This is a genomic window from Amycolatopsis methanolica 239, assembly GCF_000739085.1.
GTDB classification, from domain to species: domain Bacteria; phylum Actinomycetota; class Actinomycetes; order Mycobacteriales; family Pseudonocardiaceae; genus Amycolatopsis_E; species Amycolatopsis_E methanolica.
Map to the genome: position 1 here is coordinate 5825585 of NZ_CP009110.1, position 15806 is coordinate 5841390.

A 15806-nucleotide genomic window follows, 5' to 3' on the forward strand; every position below is an offset into this window, starting at 1 on the left:
GCTCATCCACGCCCCGCACCGGCTCCGAGCACGCGCGCGCCGCCACGGCGATTCTCACCACCCGCAATCCCACCGCGCCAAGCTCCCTCCCGAGCCCCCACCCGGGAGACCCCCAATCACGCGGGCACCAAGGCAATTCCCGCCACCCGCGCACTCATCTCCCCGCACTCCCGCGCGAGCCCCACCACGCACGGAACCCCAAGCTCACCATCAGCCACTCAAACCCCACGGCCACCACGCCAAACTCCCCTCCCGGGACACGAACCCCACGGCGATTCCCACCCGCCGCGCCAGCCCACGGACACCGCCCCCACGAGCGGCCCACTCACCCCGTGACGACTGGCCCACCCACACCCCCACGAAATGGCCTCTCGCGCGCCCCGAACGGCCCGCACCCGAACCGCACCCGCTCCCACCAGGGCGTTCGCCCCACCCCGGCCCCCCGACTCCTAAACCTCCGACCCCTCACCCACTAGAGTGGCGCACTCCGGAATCCACGATCAGGGAATTCCCTGGTGGCCGCAGAGGCCGCTCCCCTGCCACTCTGGGAGGCGATGATCAGCCCAGCGACCTTCACCGACCACCCGCCACCCGGGCCGGGCGCTACACCGGCGCCCCGGGTGCACCGCCGCCTGGCCACCTCCGCCTGGCTGCTGGTGCTGTCGCTGGCCGTCGTCACCTTCGGGTTCGTCGCGTCGCGGCCGGCCTCCCCGCCGGACACCGGGCCGCCCACCGGCGGCGCGCTGGCCGCCCAGCAGGCCATCGATGCGCTCGTCCACCCAGGCCCGCAGGCGACCGCGCTCGACCTCCTGCCTGCCGACTTCACCCAGGTCACCGGCGTCGTCCCCGGCCAGATGCAGGCGCGGGACGGCACGGTCCGCGCGGTGCACGTCGACGGCGGCTGCTCGACGCCGTGGGGCGACGACAATACGAAGTGGGACTACGCGGTCCCGTGCAAGGCGCACGACCTCGGCTACGACCTCCTCCGCTACGCCGCCGCGGTCGGCCACCCCCTCGGCCAGGACGTCCGCGAGGCGCTGGACCAGCGCCTGTCCGGCGACATGCACGCGGCCTGCGTCATCAACCCGGTCGACTCGCCGCGCACGTGCCGCGTCGTCGCGAGCCTCTACTCCGCCGGGCTCGTCGTGAACTCCTGGCACCAGCGCTGGGGCCCGCCGGTCGGCGACCCGATCGGGCCGCTGCTGGCCGGCGTCGCCGTGATCGGGTGCCTGCTGATCTTCCGGCTCCGCGGCTGGCTGCAGCACCGGCACGCCCGCGTCGCCACGCCCCCGCCACCGGCCGCCACGGCCCCGCCGGCGCCGCTGTCCCCGTGGGTGACGCTCGGCGTGGGCAGCCTGGTGCTGCTGATCCTCGGCGAATCGGCCATCGCGCTGGCCCGGTGGGCGGGCGTGGGCGCGGACTGGCTGTGGCCGCTCACCTGGCTGGCTCAACTCGCCCCGGTGTTCTTCTTCGCCGGCGGCCGCGCCAACGCGGCGGGCTGGCGCGCCACCAGGGACAGTGGCGGCGGGTACCGCCAGTACCTCGCCCACCGGGCGAGCTGGCTGCTGCGCCCGGCCCTGATCTTCGTCGTGGTGGCGCTACTCGTCCCGCTGGCGCTGGAACTGCTCGGCATCCCCGAGGGCACGAACGCCGCGATCATGCGCATCGCGCTGCACCCGCTGTGGCTGCTGGGCATCTACCTGCTGACGGTGGTCGCCACCCCGCTCATGCTCGCCCTGCACCGGCGCGCCGCGGCGGCCTCGGTCGCGGGTTTGCTCGCCTTCGTCGTGCTGGCCGAGATGGCTGCGCGGGCCCTCGGCTCACCCATCCCGCGTTACCTGGCGGCGTTCGGTCTGGCCCTGCTCGCCCAGCAGGTCGCGTTCGGGCGGATCCGCACGTCCAACCGCCTGCTCCTGGTCGGCGTCGCGGCGGCGGGGGCCACCGGTCTCGCCCTGCTCACGACGGTCGGCGGGCTCAGCCGCGACCTGCTCGGCGCGCCGGGCGCGCCGCCCGCGTTGTCCGGCCCCACTCTGCCGGTCCTGCTGCTCGGCGCCACCCAGATCGGCCTGCTCGGCCTGGCCGCGAAACCGCTCGCCAGCCTGACCACCCGGTGCGCCGGCGCCGCCCGGCTGGCGATGCGCGCGCCGATGAGCCTGTACCTGGGCTTCCTCGCCGCCATGCTGCTCGTCGTCGCGCTGGTCTACCTGCCGGGCCACCCGGCGGCGATCTTCGGCTGGCTCGGTGACCCCCGCACGTGGTTCGCGCTGGCGCTGCTGGCGGTCCCCGCGCTGATGGTCTTCTGGTGGTTCGAGCGCCACCCGCGGGAGACGGCTGTCCCGGTCGCGGACCACCCGGGCTCCGGCGGCTGGCTCGCGCACGCGGCGACCATGCTCGGGATCGGGTTCGCCGTGGTCGGGCTGTTCGGGTTCGCGCTGACCCGGTTCGGCGGTGACGACGGCTCGATCCTGGGGCTGCCCGTCGACCCGATCCAGAACCTTATCCAGCTGCTGATCGGGGTATTCCTCCTGCACACGGTGCGGACAGGGCTCAGCGGCGCGCGCAGCACGTGGGTCGTCACAGGCTTCGCGTGCGTTCCGGCACTGCTGTCGGCGGCCGATCCCGTGACGATGGCGGTGCACGGCGTGACGGCCCTGATCGCGCTGGCGGCAGTGGCCAGCACGCTCGTATCCACCAAGGCGGTGGTGCAAAACACGTAACCGAGTGTTGTGAACCACTTCGCGTTGGCCGTATGCGACGCTACGGCCGAGTAGGTGAACGCTAACGGCGGTGAAAGGAGCACCTGGCGTGGACGACCCGCGGAACGATCGTGGGACCGGCCGGCCCGCACGGCCGCGGCAGCCGCGCCAGATCGACGCCCGCCACGAAGGCCCGGTCCGGCGCACGCCGTCCGACCGAGCCGGTCGCTCCTCCGCCGACCGCATCCCGCCCGACCGAGCCGGCCGGACCTCCGCCGACCGCGTCCCGGGCGACCGAACGGGCCGCACCCCGGCCGATCGCGCGGGCCGCACCTCCGCGGGGCGCCCGCCCGTCGACCGCGGAGGCAAACCGGCGGGCAACCGCACGTCGGCGGGCCGCCCACCGGCCGGCCGCGCCGTGGGAGGACCGGCGCCCCGCGACCGGGCCGCGCCCGCCCAGATCCGCCGCCGTCCGCCGCCGCCGCCGAGGCGCTCGTCGCGCCGGGGCGCGAAGGTCGCCGTGGGGCTGGTGTCCCTGCTGGTCATGAGCCTCACCGGCTACGCGTGGGCAGCGATGCAAGGCCTGGTCAACGGCCTCACCACCACGGACGTGATCGACGCGGACCAGCCCGCCGACGGGGCCCGCGACATCCTGCTGGTCGGCATGGACAGCCGCACCGACGCGCAGGGCAACCCGCTGCCGGAGGACCTCCTCGCCCAGCTCCGCGCCGGTGTCGCGGACGGCGAGGAGAACACCGACACGCTGATCATGGTCCACATCCCCAACGACGGCAGCAAAGCCGTCGCGGTCTCGCTGCCCCGCGACTCCTACGTCAACATCCCCGGCTTCGGCAAGCACAAGATCAACTCCGCGTACGCGCGCGCGAAGGCCGCGGAACGCCGGAAACTGCAGGATGAGGGCGAGACCGACGCCAAGTCCATCGAGGTGCAGTCCAACCAGGCCGGGGCCAAGACCCTCATCCAGACCGTCGAGCAGCTGACCGGCTCGACGATCGACAACTACGCCTCGGTCAACCTGCTCGGCTTCTCCGAGATCACCAAGGCCATCGGCGGCGTGGACGTGTGTCTGAAGGAGAACGTCAACGACCCGTACTCGGGCGCGAAGTTCACCAAGGGCCAGCACACGATTTCCGGCGTCGAGGCGCTCGAGTTCGTCCGCCAGCGGCACGGTCTTCCGCGCGGCGATCTCGACCGGGTCGTGCGCCAGCAGGTCTTCATGGCCGGGATGGCGCGCAAGGTGCTGTCCGCGGGCACCCTCGCCGATCCGGGCAAGCTGAACAGCCTCACGGACGCGGTCAAGAAGTCCGTGGTGCTCAACCAGGGCTGGGACATCCTCGGGTTCGCCCAGCAGATGAAGGGGCTCACCGGCGGGCAGCTGGAGTTCCGCACCATCCCGGTGGTCAACATGGACTACAGCACCCCGGAAGACGGGCAGGCCATCCAGGTCGACCCCGGCCAGATCCGCGAGTTCGTCCAGGGCCTGACCGCCGCCCCGGCCCAGCCCGCCCCGCCCGCCGATACCGGCCCGGCGAACTCGGCGACCACTGTGGACGTCCGAAACGGAACCGGCCGCGAAGGTCTCGCTTCCACGGTCCTGCAGAGCCTGACCGGCAAGGGCTTCACCGGCGGCCAGACGTCGAACACCACGTCGCGCAAGTCGACCGTGGTCCGGTACCCGGCGGGCGGCCAGGAGGCGGCCCAGCAGGTCGCGGACGCGCTCGGCTCGGGCGCGACGATCGAGCAGGACCCGACGGTGACCAAGGGTCACGTCGTCGTGCTCGTCGGCAGCGACTACTCGACGTCCCCGTCGCGCGTCGTCCAGCAGGCGGCCGCCGCGCCGCCCGCGACCACTCAGAATCCGGCGCCGGGCAGCGACGAGCCGATCACTGCCAACGGCATCACTTGCGTCAACTGACCACACCGTCCAGCCCACCCCGGGTTAGCCCGATCGGCCTAATAACGGTGGTCAACGGAAGCGGAGTGGGCAAAGCCGCGTAAGGAACGTGCACTCAGCGACTTACATACCCGTGAACACCGCTGGAGTTCGACCGGACGTGCCAGAGCAGGGGTGCGGCGCGACGCAAGGTCAGGGCAGGGGACGGGGAGTGCGCATCGACAATGACCTCTACCAGCGAATCCTGGGGGAGGAACTCCGCAAGCTGCGCCGGCGACGAGGCTGGACGCGTAAGGAGCTGAACCAGCACCTGCAGAGCGACATCTCGCTGCAGACGCTGGCGACCTATGAACTGGGCACGCGGCAGTGCTCGGTGGTGCGGCTCGTCGAGCTGTGCCTCGCGATGGACGAGCTGCCGCAGGATCTGCTGGCCCGCGTGCATCGCCGCGTCTTCACCGACGAGCCGGGCAAGGTGCGGCTTGACCTGACCCGGATCGTCGCCGATGAGCGGCCCGAGCTGCTGCCGCTGCGCCGGTGGGCGGAAGGCAGACTGCGCCAGCCGGGCGCGCCGCGCGAGGTGCGCCTCGACCGGGCGGCCATGTCGTGGATGGCCCAGCTGTGCAACCTCACCGCCCCCGAGCTGCTGGACCGCCTACGCGCGGTCTCCGGCGTAGAGGACGACTGACGTCCCCTGCCGGACCGCGACCCCATCCGGATCGCACTCCGGCAGGGCGCACCGCGCCGACCCGGCGCCGCGCGCGAGGCCCACTTCGACCGGGCGGCCATTGTGGTGGATGGCCCCGCTGCGCAACCTCACCGTGCCCGCACTGCTGGACCGCCTACGCGCGATCTCCGGCCTGGAGAACGACTAACCGAACGCTCCCGGCCGGACAAATTGCACCAACCCAGCTCCCGCACTAGGTACGCCTCGACCGGCCAGCCATCCAGCTGCGCAATCTCACTGTCCCGCACCGCTGGACCGCCTACGCGCAACCTCCGGGCCTGGAGAACGGATAAGCGGACGCTCCCGGCCGGAGCGCGACCCCACCCGGATCGCACTCCGCTCGGGAACGACGCTGGTCAGCCGCGGCCGACCAGCTCGAAGTCGGACGGCCGAAGCTTGCGCGTGTTCAGCCAATAGCGCCAGGTGAAGCCGGGCCAGATCGTCCGGTTCACGCCCTTCGCGTCGAGGTACCAGCTCTTGCATCCGCCCTGCGTCCACACGCCCTTGGCCAGCTTCTGCTGGATCTCGGCGTTGAACCGCTCCTGCACCTCGGCCCGCGGCTCCAGCGCACCGGCGCCGGTCTGCTCGACCAGCCGGATCGCTTCGGCGACGTAGCGGATCTGCGACTCGATCATGAACACGACTGAGTTGTGCCCCAGCCCCGTGTTCGGCCCGAGCAGGAAGAACATGTTCGGGAACCCGTTGACCGTGATGCCGAGGTGGGTCCGCATCCCCTCGGTCGCCCACTCCTTGTTGAGCTTGCGGCCCTCCACCCCGATGATGTCCAAGTTGTCGAACGCGTCCGTGACGTGGAAGCCGGTGCCGAAGATGATCGCGTCGACCTCGCGCTCCACGCCCGCCGTGTCGATCACGCCGGTCTCGGTGACCTCGGCGACGCCGTTCGTGATCACGTCGACGTTGTCCCGGTTCAGCGCCGGGTAGTAGTCGTTGGAGATCAGCACGCGCTTGCAGCCCATCAGGTAGTCCGGCGTCAGCTTCGCACGCAGCGCCGGGTCGTCGATGTGCTTGTCGATGTTGGACTTCGCCAGCTTCTGCGCGACCTTCATCAGGCCCTGGTGGCCGTTGAAGCCGATCGCGCGGGCCTCCAGCATCCAGTACAGGAGGTTGCGGTAGGCGCGTTGCGTGCCGGGGATCTTCGCGAACACCGACTTGGCCCACTCCGGCATCGCGTGGTCCGGCTTCGGCATCACCCACGCCGGGGTGCGCTGGAAGACGTGCAACTGCTCGACGTCGGGCGCGATGGCCGGGATGAACTGGATCGCGCTGGCGCCGGTGCCCACGACCGCGACGCGCTTGCCGCGCAGGTCGTAGTCGTGGTCCCACCGCGCCGAGTGGAAGGTCTTGCCCTGGAACCGCTCGATGCCCTTGAGGTCGGGGATCTGCGGCAGGTGCAGCGCGCCGACACCGTTGACCAGGAACCGGCCGCTGAACGTGTCGCCGTTCTTGGTGGTGACGTGCCAGCGGTGCTCGTCCGGATCCCACCGGGCGCCGGTCATCTCCTGGCCGAACCGCGTGCGCTCGTACAGGTCGTACTTGCGCGCGACGCCGCGCAGGTAGTCCCAGATCTCCGGCTGGGGCGAGAACGAACGGCTCCAGTTCGGGTTCTGCTCGAAGGAGAACGAGTACATGTGCGACTGGATGTCGCAGGCGCAGCCCGGGTAGGTGTTGTCGCGCCAGGTGCCGCCGACGTCGTCCGCCTTCTCCAGGATGACGAAGTCCTCGCGCCCCTCCTTGCGCAGCTGGATCGCCATGCCCAGGCCGGAGAACCCGGTGCCGACGATGATCACGCCCGTTCGCGTGTGCTCTGCCATGTACCTTCCTCCACACTGAGCATTAGGTGTTACCGCGAGTCCATCTTACTCGGAGTAAGTTACCTCCGGTAGAGTCAGTTTCATGACCGGGCCGACCCGCCGCAAACGCATGCCACGAGCCCAGCGCGAGCAGCAGATGCTCGAAGTCGCGGAAGCGGTGTTCGCCGAGCGCGGGTTCGCCGCGGCGTCGATGGACGAGATCGCCGAGCGGGTGGGTGTGTCCAAGCCGATGCTTTACGAGTACTTCAACTCGAAGGAGGGCCTGCTGCTGGCGTGCGTCGCGCAGGCCAGGGCCGAGCTGCGCGAGGTGACCGAACGTGCGGTGGCCGGCCAGACGGACGCGCGCGAGGCGTTGCGCAGCGGGCTGCGGGCGTTCTTCGTGTTCGCGCGCGAGCGCCGGCAGGGCTGGTCGCTGCTGCGTCACGAGCTCGCCCTGATCGGGACGTCGGCCTCGGACGCGCTGGAGGACACCCGGCGCCAGCAGACGGATCTCATCGCCAAACTGATGGCGCAGTACTTCGACGCAGGCGAGGCGGGGCACATCCTGCTGGAGGCGACGGCCGAGCTCGTCGTCGGGGCGTGCGAGCGGCTCGCCATCTGGTGCGAGCAGCACGACGAGGTGACACCCGATTTGGCGACCGACCTCGCGATGGAGGTCTTGTGGACCGGACTGAGCCTTCGCGCTCAGTGATCACGCGTATCCGCAGGTGGTTGCTCCATCCGGTCGTCACGCATCGCACAGTTTCGCCCAGAACTTGTCACGCAGAGTTCTGTTGATGTATCGATAGAAGCTGACAGAGCGTTAGGCAGATGGCGGCAGAAGCACGCCCGATCGGATGAACGCGATCGGCGTCATGAAGAGGCTTCGGATTGCTCCCTCAAAGTGGAGTTGCAGCCGAGAGCGGCAGGGGTGTGAGACTCATGGCGGTACCGATCACGGCGATCTACGTGCCGGAGGACGACGACTGGGCGGTCACTGTGACCGGCGGGGGTAAAAGCCTGACCGCGCGGGCGCCGGGCATCATCGCGGCGCGGGACCGGGTCGACCAGTTCGTCGAGGAGCTGAGCGCGGAGGCGAAGGGGGCCACGGTCGTCCACCTGCTGAACGGCAGTGCACTGGAGTTCACCGCCGCGTACATGACCGCGCGGCTGACGCGGCCCGAGCCGGCGCCGATCGAGGTGCCGGAGCCGACCGCGCCCGCGGACGCGTCGGCGGAGGCACCGGCTGAAGTACCAGAGCAGCCGGCGCCCAAGCCGGACAAGAAGCCGAAGGCGAAGCTGACGGCGGACATCGGGGATGCGCTGACGGCCGCGAAGCCGGCGGCGCCGCAGCCGGCGGCCACCTCGTCGATCAAGGTGACCGCGGCCGCGAGCACGCCGGCCGCGCGGGCCTGAGCCCTCAGCGGAAGAGCTTGCGCACCAGCAGTGCGGCGACGAGCACGCCGACCCCGATCAGCGGGAACTTGACTTTGGGGTCGTCGAACTTCGTGCGCAGGGTCGTCTTGGCGTTGTCGGCCAGCCGCTTGGGGCTGGCCTTCTCGCCCAGCTGATCCAACGTCGACGCAAGCGCTTCGCGGGCCTTCACGATCTCCCGCTCGATGGTGTCCGGGTCGCGAGCCACAGGTCCTCCTCACCTTCGCAGGGCACAACCGTAGATCACGCCCCGCGACGGGCGGCACCGGCCACGCCGTACGAGGCCCGGGCGCTAGGCTGGTGGCGTCGGGGCCCGTAGCCCAATTGGCAGAGGCACATGGTTTAGGTCCATGCCAGTGAGAGTTCGAGTCTCTCCGGGCCCACCACGAAGCCGCTCGACGGCGCCTGCCCGCTTCAGGCGCTGTCGCGGCGGTCGATCACCGTGTCCAGCGCCGTCCGCGCGCCCTGCAACCTGGCGATCGCGGCGTCGATCCGGGACCGTTCCGCGCGGAGCCTCTCCAGCACCCCGTCGCAGGCGGGGGTCGGCGGTTCGCCCCGGACGCAGGTGCCGATCTCGGCTATCCCGGCCGTCGTCAGCCCGGCCGCGAGCAGCTCCCGGATGCGGCGCACCACCGTCACGTCGTCCTCGGCGTAGTCGCGGTATCCGTTCGGCGTCCGCTCGGGCCGGAGCAACCCCTGCTTCTCGTAGTACCGCAGCAGCTGCTCGTCCACCCCGGTTCGCCGCGCGAGTTCCCCGATGCGCATCCGTCCCCCTCCGCGACTTGACCTTGTAACTGGTTTCAAGGATTAGCTTCGTCGCCGGACACGTCAACGTGACGAGAGGAACGGCAGTGACAGAGGTTTTGGTGGCCGGGGCGACCGGCATGCTGGGCGGTGCGATCGTGGACAGCCTGTTGCGGCGGGACGTCCGCGTCCGGGCGCTGGTCCGGCCCTCCAGCAAGCGCGAGACGGTCGAAGCGCTCGCGGACAAGGGCGTGGCGATCGCCGAAGGCTCGCTCACCGACGGGCCGGAACGCCCAGCCGGTTGCTCGAAGGCGCGGACGTGGCGATTTCCGCGCTGCAGGGCGGGGAGGACGTCGTGGTCGACGGGCAGACGGCTCTGCTGCGCGCCGCCGAAAAGGCCGGTGTGCCGCGGCTGATCCCGTCGGACTTCGCCGTCGACCTGTTCCGCCTCGACGACGGCGACAACGTCTTCCTCGACCACCGGCGCCGGGCCCACGAGGCGTTCGATGGCACCCACGTGCAGGTGACCTCGGTCCTGAACGGCGCGTTCACCGAGGTGATGACCGCGCCGTTCCTGGCGGTCGTCGACTGGGACAACGACACGTTCGCCTACTGGGGCGACGGCGACCAGCCCTGCGGCTTCACCACGGTGGCGGACACCGCGGCCTACACCGCCGAAGTGGCGCTCGATCCGGCCGTCGCCGGGCGGCCGGTCCGCGTGGCCGGGGACGTGCTCACGATGACGGAGTTCCACGACGCCCTGCAGCGCGGCTCGGGACGGCGTCTCGAACTCCGCGTACGCGGCGACGTCTCCGACCTGGAGGCCGAGATCCGGCGGCGCCGCGCCGTCGCCACCGGCCCCGCCGACTTCGTCGCCCTCCAGTACGTCTGGGCGATGGTCACCGGGAAGGCCAAGCTCGACCCGCTCGACAACGACCGCTACCCCGCTGTCCGGCCCACTGGTGTGGCCGAATTCGCCCGGCGGTTCGCGCGCTGACCGCCGTCACGGAGCGACCAGCGGCTCCTCCGCGTACGCGCGGTGCAGCAGCTCCACAAAGGACTCCGGCGTGTCCAGCTCGACGTCGTCGATCCGGCGCACCGCCACGCCGGGTGTCCAGGAGTTCATGACCACCGCCCCATGCAATTCGCGCAGGTCGGCCGTGGTCAGGACCTGCGATCGCTGCGGCACGCCGAGCCGGTCGAGTTGCCGTCGCAGGATGCCCATCGTGATCCCGGCCAGGACGGGCGCCTCGGGCCAGATCACCGAGGCGCCGTCCCAGAACGCCAGGTTCCAGATGGACGCCTCGGTGAGCCGGCCGTGGCGGTCGACGAACGCGGCGTCGTCGAAGCCGCGCGCCACCGCCTGTCGCGCGTAGTACGTCTTGGCCACCTCGCCGACGTGCTTGAACTCCGGCAGGACCCGCTCGTACTCGAACGTCGCCAGGCTCAGCGGGCCTGCCGGGCCGTCGGTGGCCGGCCCGGTGCGCACCAGCAACTCGGGCGAGGCGTCCACTGTCGAGAACTCCGGCGAGTACACGGTGGCGGTCAGCGAGACGTCCGCCGGCCCCTCCCGCAACGCGGCCCGCAGGTGCGCGAGCACCACGTCGTCCGGCAGGGCCCGGCCGAACAGCTCGGCCGACGCGGCACGCAACCGGTCCAGGTGCAGGTCGAGACCACGGATCCGGCCGCCGCGCACCTGCATCGCCGTGAAGTGGGCGTACCCGGCGAAGGCGAGCGGGGCCAGATCCCCGGTGGTGGCCGGACGGCCGTTGCGGTGGACGACGAAAACGCTCATGCCGCCGAACCTGGAGCCTCACACCGGTGTGAGGCTCCAGCGGTGATGAGCTGGATCACCCGGTCAGCGGTCTCCCCAGGGGCCGGTGATCGCGAAGACGTGGCCGGGGCTCTGGATGCAGGCGAACAGGATCCGCCCGTCCTGGCTGAACACCGGCCCGGTGAACTCGCTGTCGTTGAGGTCGTTGCGCGCCATCGGGTACGACTTGCCGTCCCGCGTGACGCCGACGAGATGGCTCAGGCCCTCCCCGTCCTCGGCGAGGATCAGGCCGCCGTGCGGGGACACGGTGATGTTGTCGGGCCCGTCGTAGTCGGTGTCGGCCTCCGGGTCGGGGTTCACACCGTAGATCGTCTTCAGCTCGATCGTCTCCGCGCGCGGGTCGTAGAACCACACCTGGCCGTCGTGCTCGTTGACGCTGCCGTCGCTGATCCGGGCGTAGCTGGCGACGAAGTACGCCCCGCCGTCGCCCCAGTAGGCGCCCTCCAGCTTGCGGCTGTGGGTCACCTGGCCCGGCTCGAACTGCTTGCGCACCGACACGGTCCGCGCGTCGCGGTCGGGCACGTCGACCCAGCGGACCTTGTAGCGGGTGCCGGGCGTGGTCGCCTCGGACAGGTCGTCGATGTGCCTGCTGCCCTTGAACGCGCTCATCGCCTGCAGCCGGCCCGCGGTGTCGCCGCCCGCGGACAGCGCCAGCGCCCGCAGCGCGCCCTTGCCGCCGCGGAAACCCTTCGGCGGCACCCACCGGAAGTACAGGCCGTTCGGGCCGCTCGCGTCCTCGGTCAGGTAGATCTCGCTGGTCTTCGGGTCGACGGCGACGGCCTCGTGCGAGTAGCGGCCGAGGAACTTCAGCGGGACCGGCTCGATGTTCGCGTCGCGGTCGAACGCGTCCACCTCGAACACGTAACCGTGGTCCTTCTGGTACACGCCACCGGCGCGCTGCTCGGTCTCCTCGCAGGTCAGCCAGGTGCCCCACGGAGTCTCGCCGCCCGCGCAGTTGTTGTGCGTGCCGGCCAGGCTGACGTACTCGCTCTTCCGGTTGCCCTCCCGGTCCACCACGATGGTCGTCGTGCCGCCGCCTGCGCCCGGGTCGTAGGTGAGGCCGGCCAGCGCGGGCGTGCGGTGCGGCTCGCTGCCGCCGATCTCGTGGTTGTTGATCAGCACGAAGTCCCGGCCGCTGCGGAAGCACGCCATGCCGTCGGGGTCGCTCGGGGTGAACTCGCCGGTCTCCAGTTTCGTCACGCCGGACTGCGCGATCACCTTGTACCGGAAGCCCTTCGGCAGCGCCAGCAGGCCGGCGGGGTCGTCGACGAGCGGGCCGTAGCCGGTGGCGCGGGCGACCTGCGCGGCCGCGGCGGGCGCCGCGATCGCGTCGACGCTGCCCGCGACGATGACGCCCAGACCGCTCGCCGCGCCGGTGCGCAGCAGATCACGCCGGGAAAGTGGAGCCATGACGACCTCCTGTGGTGGGAACCGTGCGAAGGGATCAAAACCGCCGATTCCGACCTGGGCGGGGATCGCGGACGACACGCAGGCGAACGGCCGGCGAACGGTTCAGGCGAGCCGCTCGTGCGGGTAGCGGGTCGCGGATGCGGGTTGGGAAGTAGCCACCCTTGCTCTCCGCGGCGAGCAACGCGCGGTAGATAGCGCTTTCCACGCCGCGGTACCGGTAAATCCCGTGGTGCAGGAATTCCACCTCCAGAATGCGCCGCGCCGCGTCGTAGCCGACGGAAGCGAGCGCACTGGAGGAAACGGGGTGGCGGCTCACTAGGGCCGTCCGGTTTCGAGCAGGTTCTTCAGCCTGCGCAGATCCTTGCGATTCGCGCGTTCCACCGCCGCGGCCATCACCCGGGCGCCGACCTTCGCGAATCCGCTCGGCTCGCCGCGGTTGCGCAGCACCATGCGGGTGCTGTGCGCGTCCAGGGATTCCCAGCTGTAGGTGGTTTCCATGGGGAACGGGCCCTGCGCCGTGCGCATCACGAGCCGTTCGCCGGGCACGAGTTCGATCACCTCGTAGGTGTACCGCAGGGTCCGGCCGAGAAAACGCGCCACGAATCCGAGCCGGGTGCCCTCGCGCAGCGGCGGGCGGGTTTCCCATTCGACGCTCAGGATGTTGGCGTACCACTCGGGCGCGTTCGACGGGTCGCCCGCGTAGGACGCCACCTTTTCCCTGGGCAGCGCGACCACGATTTCGGTGCGCACGTCGACTGGCACGAATTCGAGGGTAGTTCAGCCTGCCCGGTTTTCGAACCATATACTTCTTGCAACCGTTGCAAGAAGGAGGTCGACGATGACCGACTGGACCGCCGTGCACGAGAAGGCCGTGGCTGCCTTCGCCGAGGGCTGGGCGCGGCCGCGCCCGCAGGCGTGGGACGCGCTGCTGGCCGAAGACGTCGAGCTGAACCAGCCGATGGTGCCGCCGACGCGGGGCAGGCAGGGGTGGGGGCGGGAGGCCGAGCGGCTGCTGGGGTTCCTGCCGGACCTGCGGGGCGTGGTGCTGTCGTGGGCGGGCCGGGAGGACCGGCTGTTCATCGAGCTGCGGCTGAGCGGAACCCTGCGCGGCAAGCCGCTCGCCTTCCGGGCCGTGGACGAGCTGTGGCTGAACACCGACGGCCGCGTGACGCGCCGGGACTCCTTCTTCGACTCGATGCCGGTGGCGATGGCCGTCGCCGGCCGGCCCGGCGCGTGGCGCGCCTGGTGGCGGTCCGGCCTGGGCCCCCTCACCGGACGACGCCGCTTGCAACGGTGATCTCCCGCTCGCCGACGCCGGCGCTGTCGGGTGTTGACCAGCGCTGATGCCGCGGCGGCTCGACAACCGGAGCACACCCCGGGCCACCACCCACGCCGCAACCACCGCCTACGCAGGATCCGCCGCGGCGCGGCGGCACCCGGTGGTCGGAGCACCCCGGCCACCCACCGGCCGCCCCAGGCGCGGCAACACTCGGCAGGCGGAGCACCTCGAGCCACCACGACGCCGCAACCACCGCCCACGCACAAGCCGCCGCCATGCGCCGGCCCCGTGTGGCCGAAGCACCGCGGACCACCCCGCGGCCGCAACCCGCTGCCCACCCACCAGCCGCCCGCCGCTGCGGTAGCACCCGGTGGCCGAAGCACCCCGGCCACCGGGCACCACCACGCGGGGTCACATCACGGCCACCGCCACCGCCACCGTCACGCCGGCATCGTGAACAGCACCACCGGCGCGGTGGTCGGCTGCTCCGAGCCGCCAGCTGGTTCGATCGTCACGGCGACCGTGCGCACCCCCGTCAGGCCCGCGAGCATCAGCGGCGCACCGGTGGTTCCGGCGTGCCCCATCACCCCGGCCGGGTGCGGGCCCGCCGCGTCGATCGTCCACGCCTGGTACGTCACGTCGGCCGGCTGGTCGGGCATTCCGGTCATCATCAGCATCGCCCGGTCCTGGCTTGGCGACATCACCATCCGCGCCTCGCCCGGGATGCCCGCGTCCGCGCCGTCCAGCGTCCGCGCGTCGGGCGCCGCCAGCAGCTGCGTCACCACCGCGTACTGCTCCTGCGCGGTCTCCCGCTGCCGGTCCGCCCGCACCGCGAGCACCCCGGCGACCGCGGCGACGGCGATCGCGATCACGGCCGCCGCTGCGAGAAAACGTGTCGTCCAGTTGCGGGAACCCCGCGTCGGCGCCCGGCGGCCGGGTGGCGCCTGCCGGACCTGGCGCACGTCCCGCAGCACCCGGTCCCGCAGCGCCGCAGGCGGCGTCTCGGACACCGCGGCCCCGAGCCGGGCCGTCGTCGCGCGCAGTCCGGCCACCTCGCGCTCGCAGTCCGCGCACTCGGCGAGGTGCTCCTCGAACCGGCGCCGCTCCAGGTCGTCGAGTGCGTCGAGGGCGTACGCGCCGGTCAGCATGTGGACGTCCGGGTTCACCGCGTCACCCCCAGGCAGTCGCGCAGGCGGATCAGGCCGTCCCGCATCCTCGTCTTGACCGTCCCGAGTGGACTCTGCAGCAGGTCCGCGACCTCCGGGTAGGTGTGGCCGCCGTAGTAGGCCAGCATGATCGACTCGCGTTGCAGCTCGGTCAGCCCGTTCAGGCAGCGGCGCACCTGCTCCCGCTCCAGCCGGGCGGTGACCGCCTCCATCACCTCGTCGAACTCCCGCCCCGGCGCCATCACACCGGCCCGCTGCTCGCGGTCGGTGCGCGCCTGCGCCGACCGCACCCGGTCGACCGCGCGGCGGTGCGCCAGGGTCAGCGACCAGTTCAGCACGCTGCCCTGCCCGCGGTCGTACCGCGCCGCGGTGCGCCACAGTTCGACCAGGACCTCCTGCGCGACCTCCTCGGACTGGGCCACATCGCGCAGCACCCGCCGCACCACGCCGAACACCGGGCCGGCCACCACGTCGTAAAGCTGCTCGAACGCCGCCTCACTCCCCCGCGCGACCTGGGCCATCAGGTCCTCGGGCGAGGGGCCCGCCTGCCCCGGCGCGGCCGGGCGCATCGCCCGGACCGGATCGTCCATCCCGTCATCCTCCCTCACACCGACACCCTGTGTTCGGCGCCGAAACGGGACCGGATGGGCTGGATCACTGGTTGGATCCGGGGATGAGTTTCTACGTGCGTGCCCGCTTCGACGTCCACGACCAGCAGGGGTTCGAGGAGGTCGCCCGCGCGCTGCGCGACCAGGCCGCGACCGCTGGTTCTCCGGGGAGCCGGGCAGCTACG

At 71.4% G+C, this 15806-nt stretch carries 17 protein-coding genes and 1 tRNA gene; 9 read left to right on the top strand and 9 right to left on the bottom strand.

Features of this window, described 5'->3' with window-relative positions; translation table 11 throughout:
* Positions 1-554: 554 nt before the first annotated feature.
* The 3 genes from AMETH_RS28335 (at position 555) to AMETH_RS28345 (ending at position 5296) form a co-directional block, all read left to right on the top strand.
* Entirely contained in the window at positions 555-2717 is a 2163-nt protein-coding gene (locus AMETH_RS28335; protein ID WP_017984586.1) for a hypothetical protein, read from the top strand.
* Positions 2718-2805: 88 nt separating this feature from the next.
* Complete coding sequence (locus AMETH_RS28340; RefSeq protein WP_017984587.1) at positions 2806-4632, top strand: LCP family protein; 1827 nt, start codon at positions 2806-2808, stop codon at positions 4630-4632.
* Between the two features lie 190 nt (positions 4633-4822).
* On the top strand, positions 4823-5296 hold the full coding sequence (locus AMETH_RS28345) for a helix-turn-helix domain-containing protein (RefSeq protein ID WP_017984588.1): 474 nt from the start codon (positions 4823-4825) through the stop codon (positions 5294-5296).
* 395 nt (positions 5297-5691) lie between these two features.
* On the opposite strand, the gene AMETH_RS28350 is transcribed toward AMETH_RS28345, so the two are convergent.
* Positions 5692-7167 (bottom strand): flavin-containing monooxygenase, encoded by a 1476-nt coding sequence (locus tag AMETH_RS28350; RefSeq protein ID WP_026153449.1) that lies wholly within the window; start codon positions 7165-7167, stop codon positions 5692-5694.
* A 136-nt stretch (positions 7168-7303) separates the two neighbouring features.
* Here AMETH_RS28350 and AMETH_RS28355 point away from each other — a divergent pair, with 136 nt between their 5' ends.
* Together AMETH_RS28355 and AMETH_RS28360 are read left to right on the top strand one after the other, a co-directional pair.
* Positions 7304-7858, top strand: coding sequence for a TetR/AcrR family transcriptional regulator (locus AMETH_RS28355; protein ID WP_017984590.1), 555 nt, complete (start codon positions 7304-7306; stop codon positions 7856-7858).
* Positions 7859-8088: 230 nt separating this feature from the next.
* Entirely contained in the window at positions 8089-8562 is a 474-nt protein-coding gene (locus AMETH_RS28360) for a hypothetical protein (protein ID WP_017984591.1), read from the top strand.
* A gap of 4 nt (positions 8563-8566) precedes the next feature.
* On the opposite strand, the gene AMETH_RS28365 is transcribed toward AMETH_RS28360, so the two are convergent.
* A complete protein-coding gene (locus tag AMETH_RS28365) occupies positions 8567-8788 on the bottom strand; it encodes a DUF3618 domain-containing protein (RefSeq protein ID WP_017984592.1) in 222 nt (73 codons plus the stop codon).
* Between the two features lie 101 nt (positions 8789-8889).
* Here AMETH_RS28365 and AMETH_RS28370 point away from each other — a divergent pair.
* A tRNA-Leu gene (locus AMETH_RS28370) sits at positions 8890-8966 on the top strand.
* Positions 8967-8994: 28 nt separating this feature from the next.
* On the opposite strand, the gene AMETH_RS28375 is transcribed toward AMETH_RS28370, so the two are convergent.
* Positions 8995-9345: a MerR family transcriptional regulator gene (locus AMETH_RS28375; protein ID WP_017984593.1), complete on the bottom strand. Its 351-nt coding sequence runs from the start codon at positions 9343-9345 to the stop codon at positions 8995-8997.
* 86 nt (positions 9346-9431) lie between these two features.
* Here AMETH_RS28375 and AMETH_RS41760 point away from each other — a divergent pair, with 86 nt between their 5' ends.
* On the top strand, positions 9432-9740 hold the full coding sequence (locus AMETH_RS41760) for an NmrA family NAD(P)-binding protein (protein ID WP_085929375.1): 309 nt from the start codon (positions 9432-9434) through the stop codon (positions 9738-9740).
* The gene (locus AMETH_RS28380; protein ID WP_085929376.1) at positions 9644-10321 is read left to right on the top strand and encodes an NmrA family NAD(P)-binding protein; all 678 of its coding nucleotides are present in this window, start codon (positions 9644-9646) and stop codon (positions 10319-10321) included. Before AMETH_RS41760 ends, AMETH_RS28380 begins: the two co-directional genes overlap by 97 nt.
* 6 nt (positions 10322-10327) lie before the next feature.
* Here AMETH_RS28380 and AMETH_RS28385 read toward each other — a convergent pair whose 3' ends face one another.
* From AMETH_RS28385 to AMETH_RS28395, 4 genes are all read right to left on the bottom strand, one after another.
* Positions 10328-11119: an aminotransferase class IV family protein gene (locus AMETH_RS28385; protein ID WP_017984595.1), complete on the bottom strand. Its 792-nt coding sequence runs from the start codon at positions 11117-11119 to the stop codon at positions 10328-10330.
* A 63-nt stretch (positions 11120-11182) separates the two neighbouring features.
* Positions 11183-12568, bottom strand: coding sequence for an alkaline phosphatase PhoX (locus tag AMETH_RS28390; protein ID WP_017984596.1), 1386 nt, complete (start codon positions 12566-12568; stop codon positions 11183-11185).
* Between the two features lie 34 nt (positions 12569-12602).
* Positions 12603-12884: a KTSC domain-containing protein gene (locus AMETH_RS42800; protein WP_017984597.1), complete on the bottom strand. Its 282-nt coding sequence runs from the start codon at positions 12882-12884 to the stop codon at positions 12603-12605.
* Complete coding sequence (locus AMETH_RS28395) at positions 12884-13330, bottom strand: SRPBCC family protein (protein ID WP_017984598.1); 447 nt, start codon at positions 13328-13330, stop codon at positions 12884-12886. Before AMETH_RS28395 ends, AMETH_RS42800 begins: the two co-directional genes overlap by 1 nt.
* 76 nt (positions 13331-13406) lie before the next feature.
* On the opposite strand from AMETH_RS28395, the gene AMETH_RS28400 reads away from it, so the two are divergent.
* Positions 13407-13865 (top strand): nuclear transport factor 2 family protein, encoded by a 459-nt coding sequence (locus AMETH_RS28400; protein WP_017984599.1) that lies wholly within the window; start codon positions 13407-13409, stop codon positions 13863-13865.
* A 422-nt stretch (positions 13866-14287) separates the two neighbouring features.
* Here AMETH_RS28400 and AMETH_RS28405 read toward each other — a convergent pair whose 3' ends face one another.
* Together AMETH_RS28405 and sigK are read right to left on the bottom strand one after the other, a co-directional pair.
* On the bottom strand, positions 14288-15013 hold the full coding sequence (locus AMETH_RS28405; RefSeq protein ID WP_017984600.1) for an anti-sigma factor: 726 nt from the start codon (positions 15011-15013) through the stop codon (positions 14288-14290).
* Positions 15010-15603 carry an ECF RNA polymerase sigma factor SigK gene (gene sigK / locus AMETH_RS28410; protein ID WP_017984601.1) on the bottom strand — a complete coding sequence of 198 codons (594 nt, stop codon included), beginning with the start codon at positions 15601-15603 and terminating at the stop codon, positions 15010-15012. Before sigK ends, AMETH_RS28405 begins: the two co-directional genes overlap by 4 nt.
* Positions 15604-15806 lie beyond the last annotated feature (203 nt).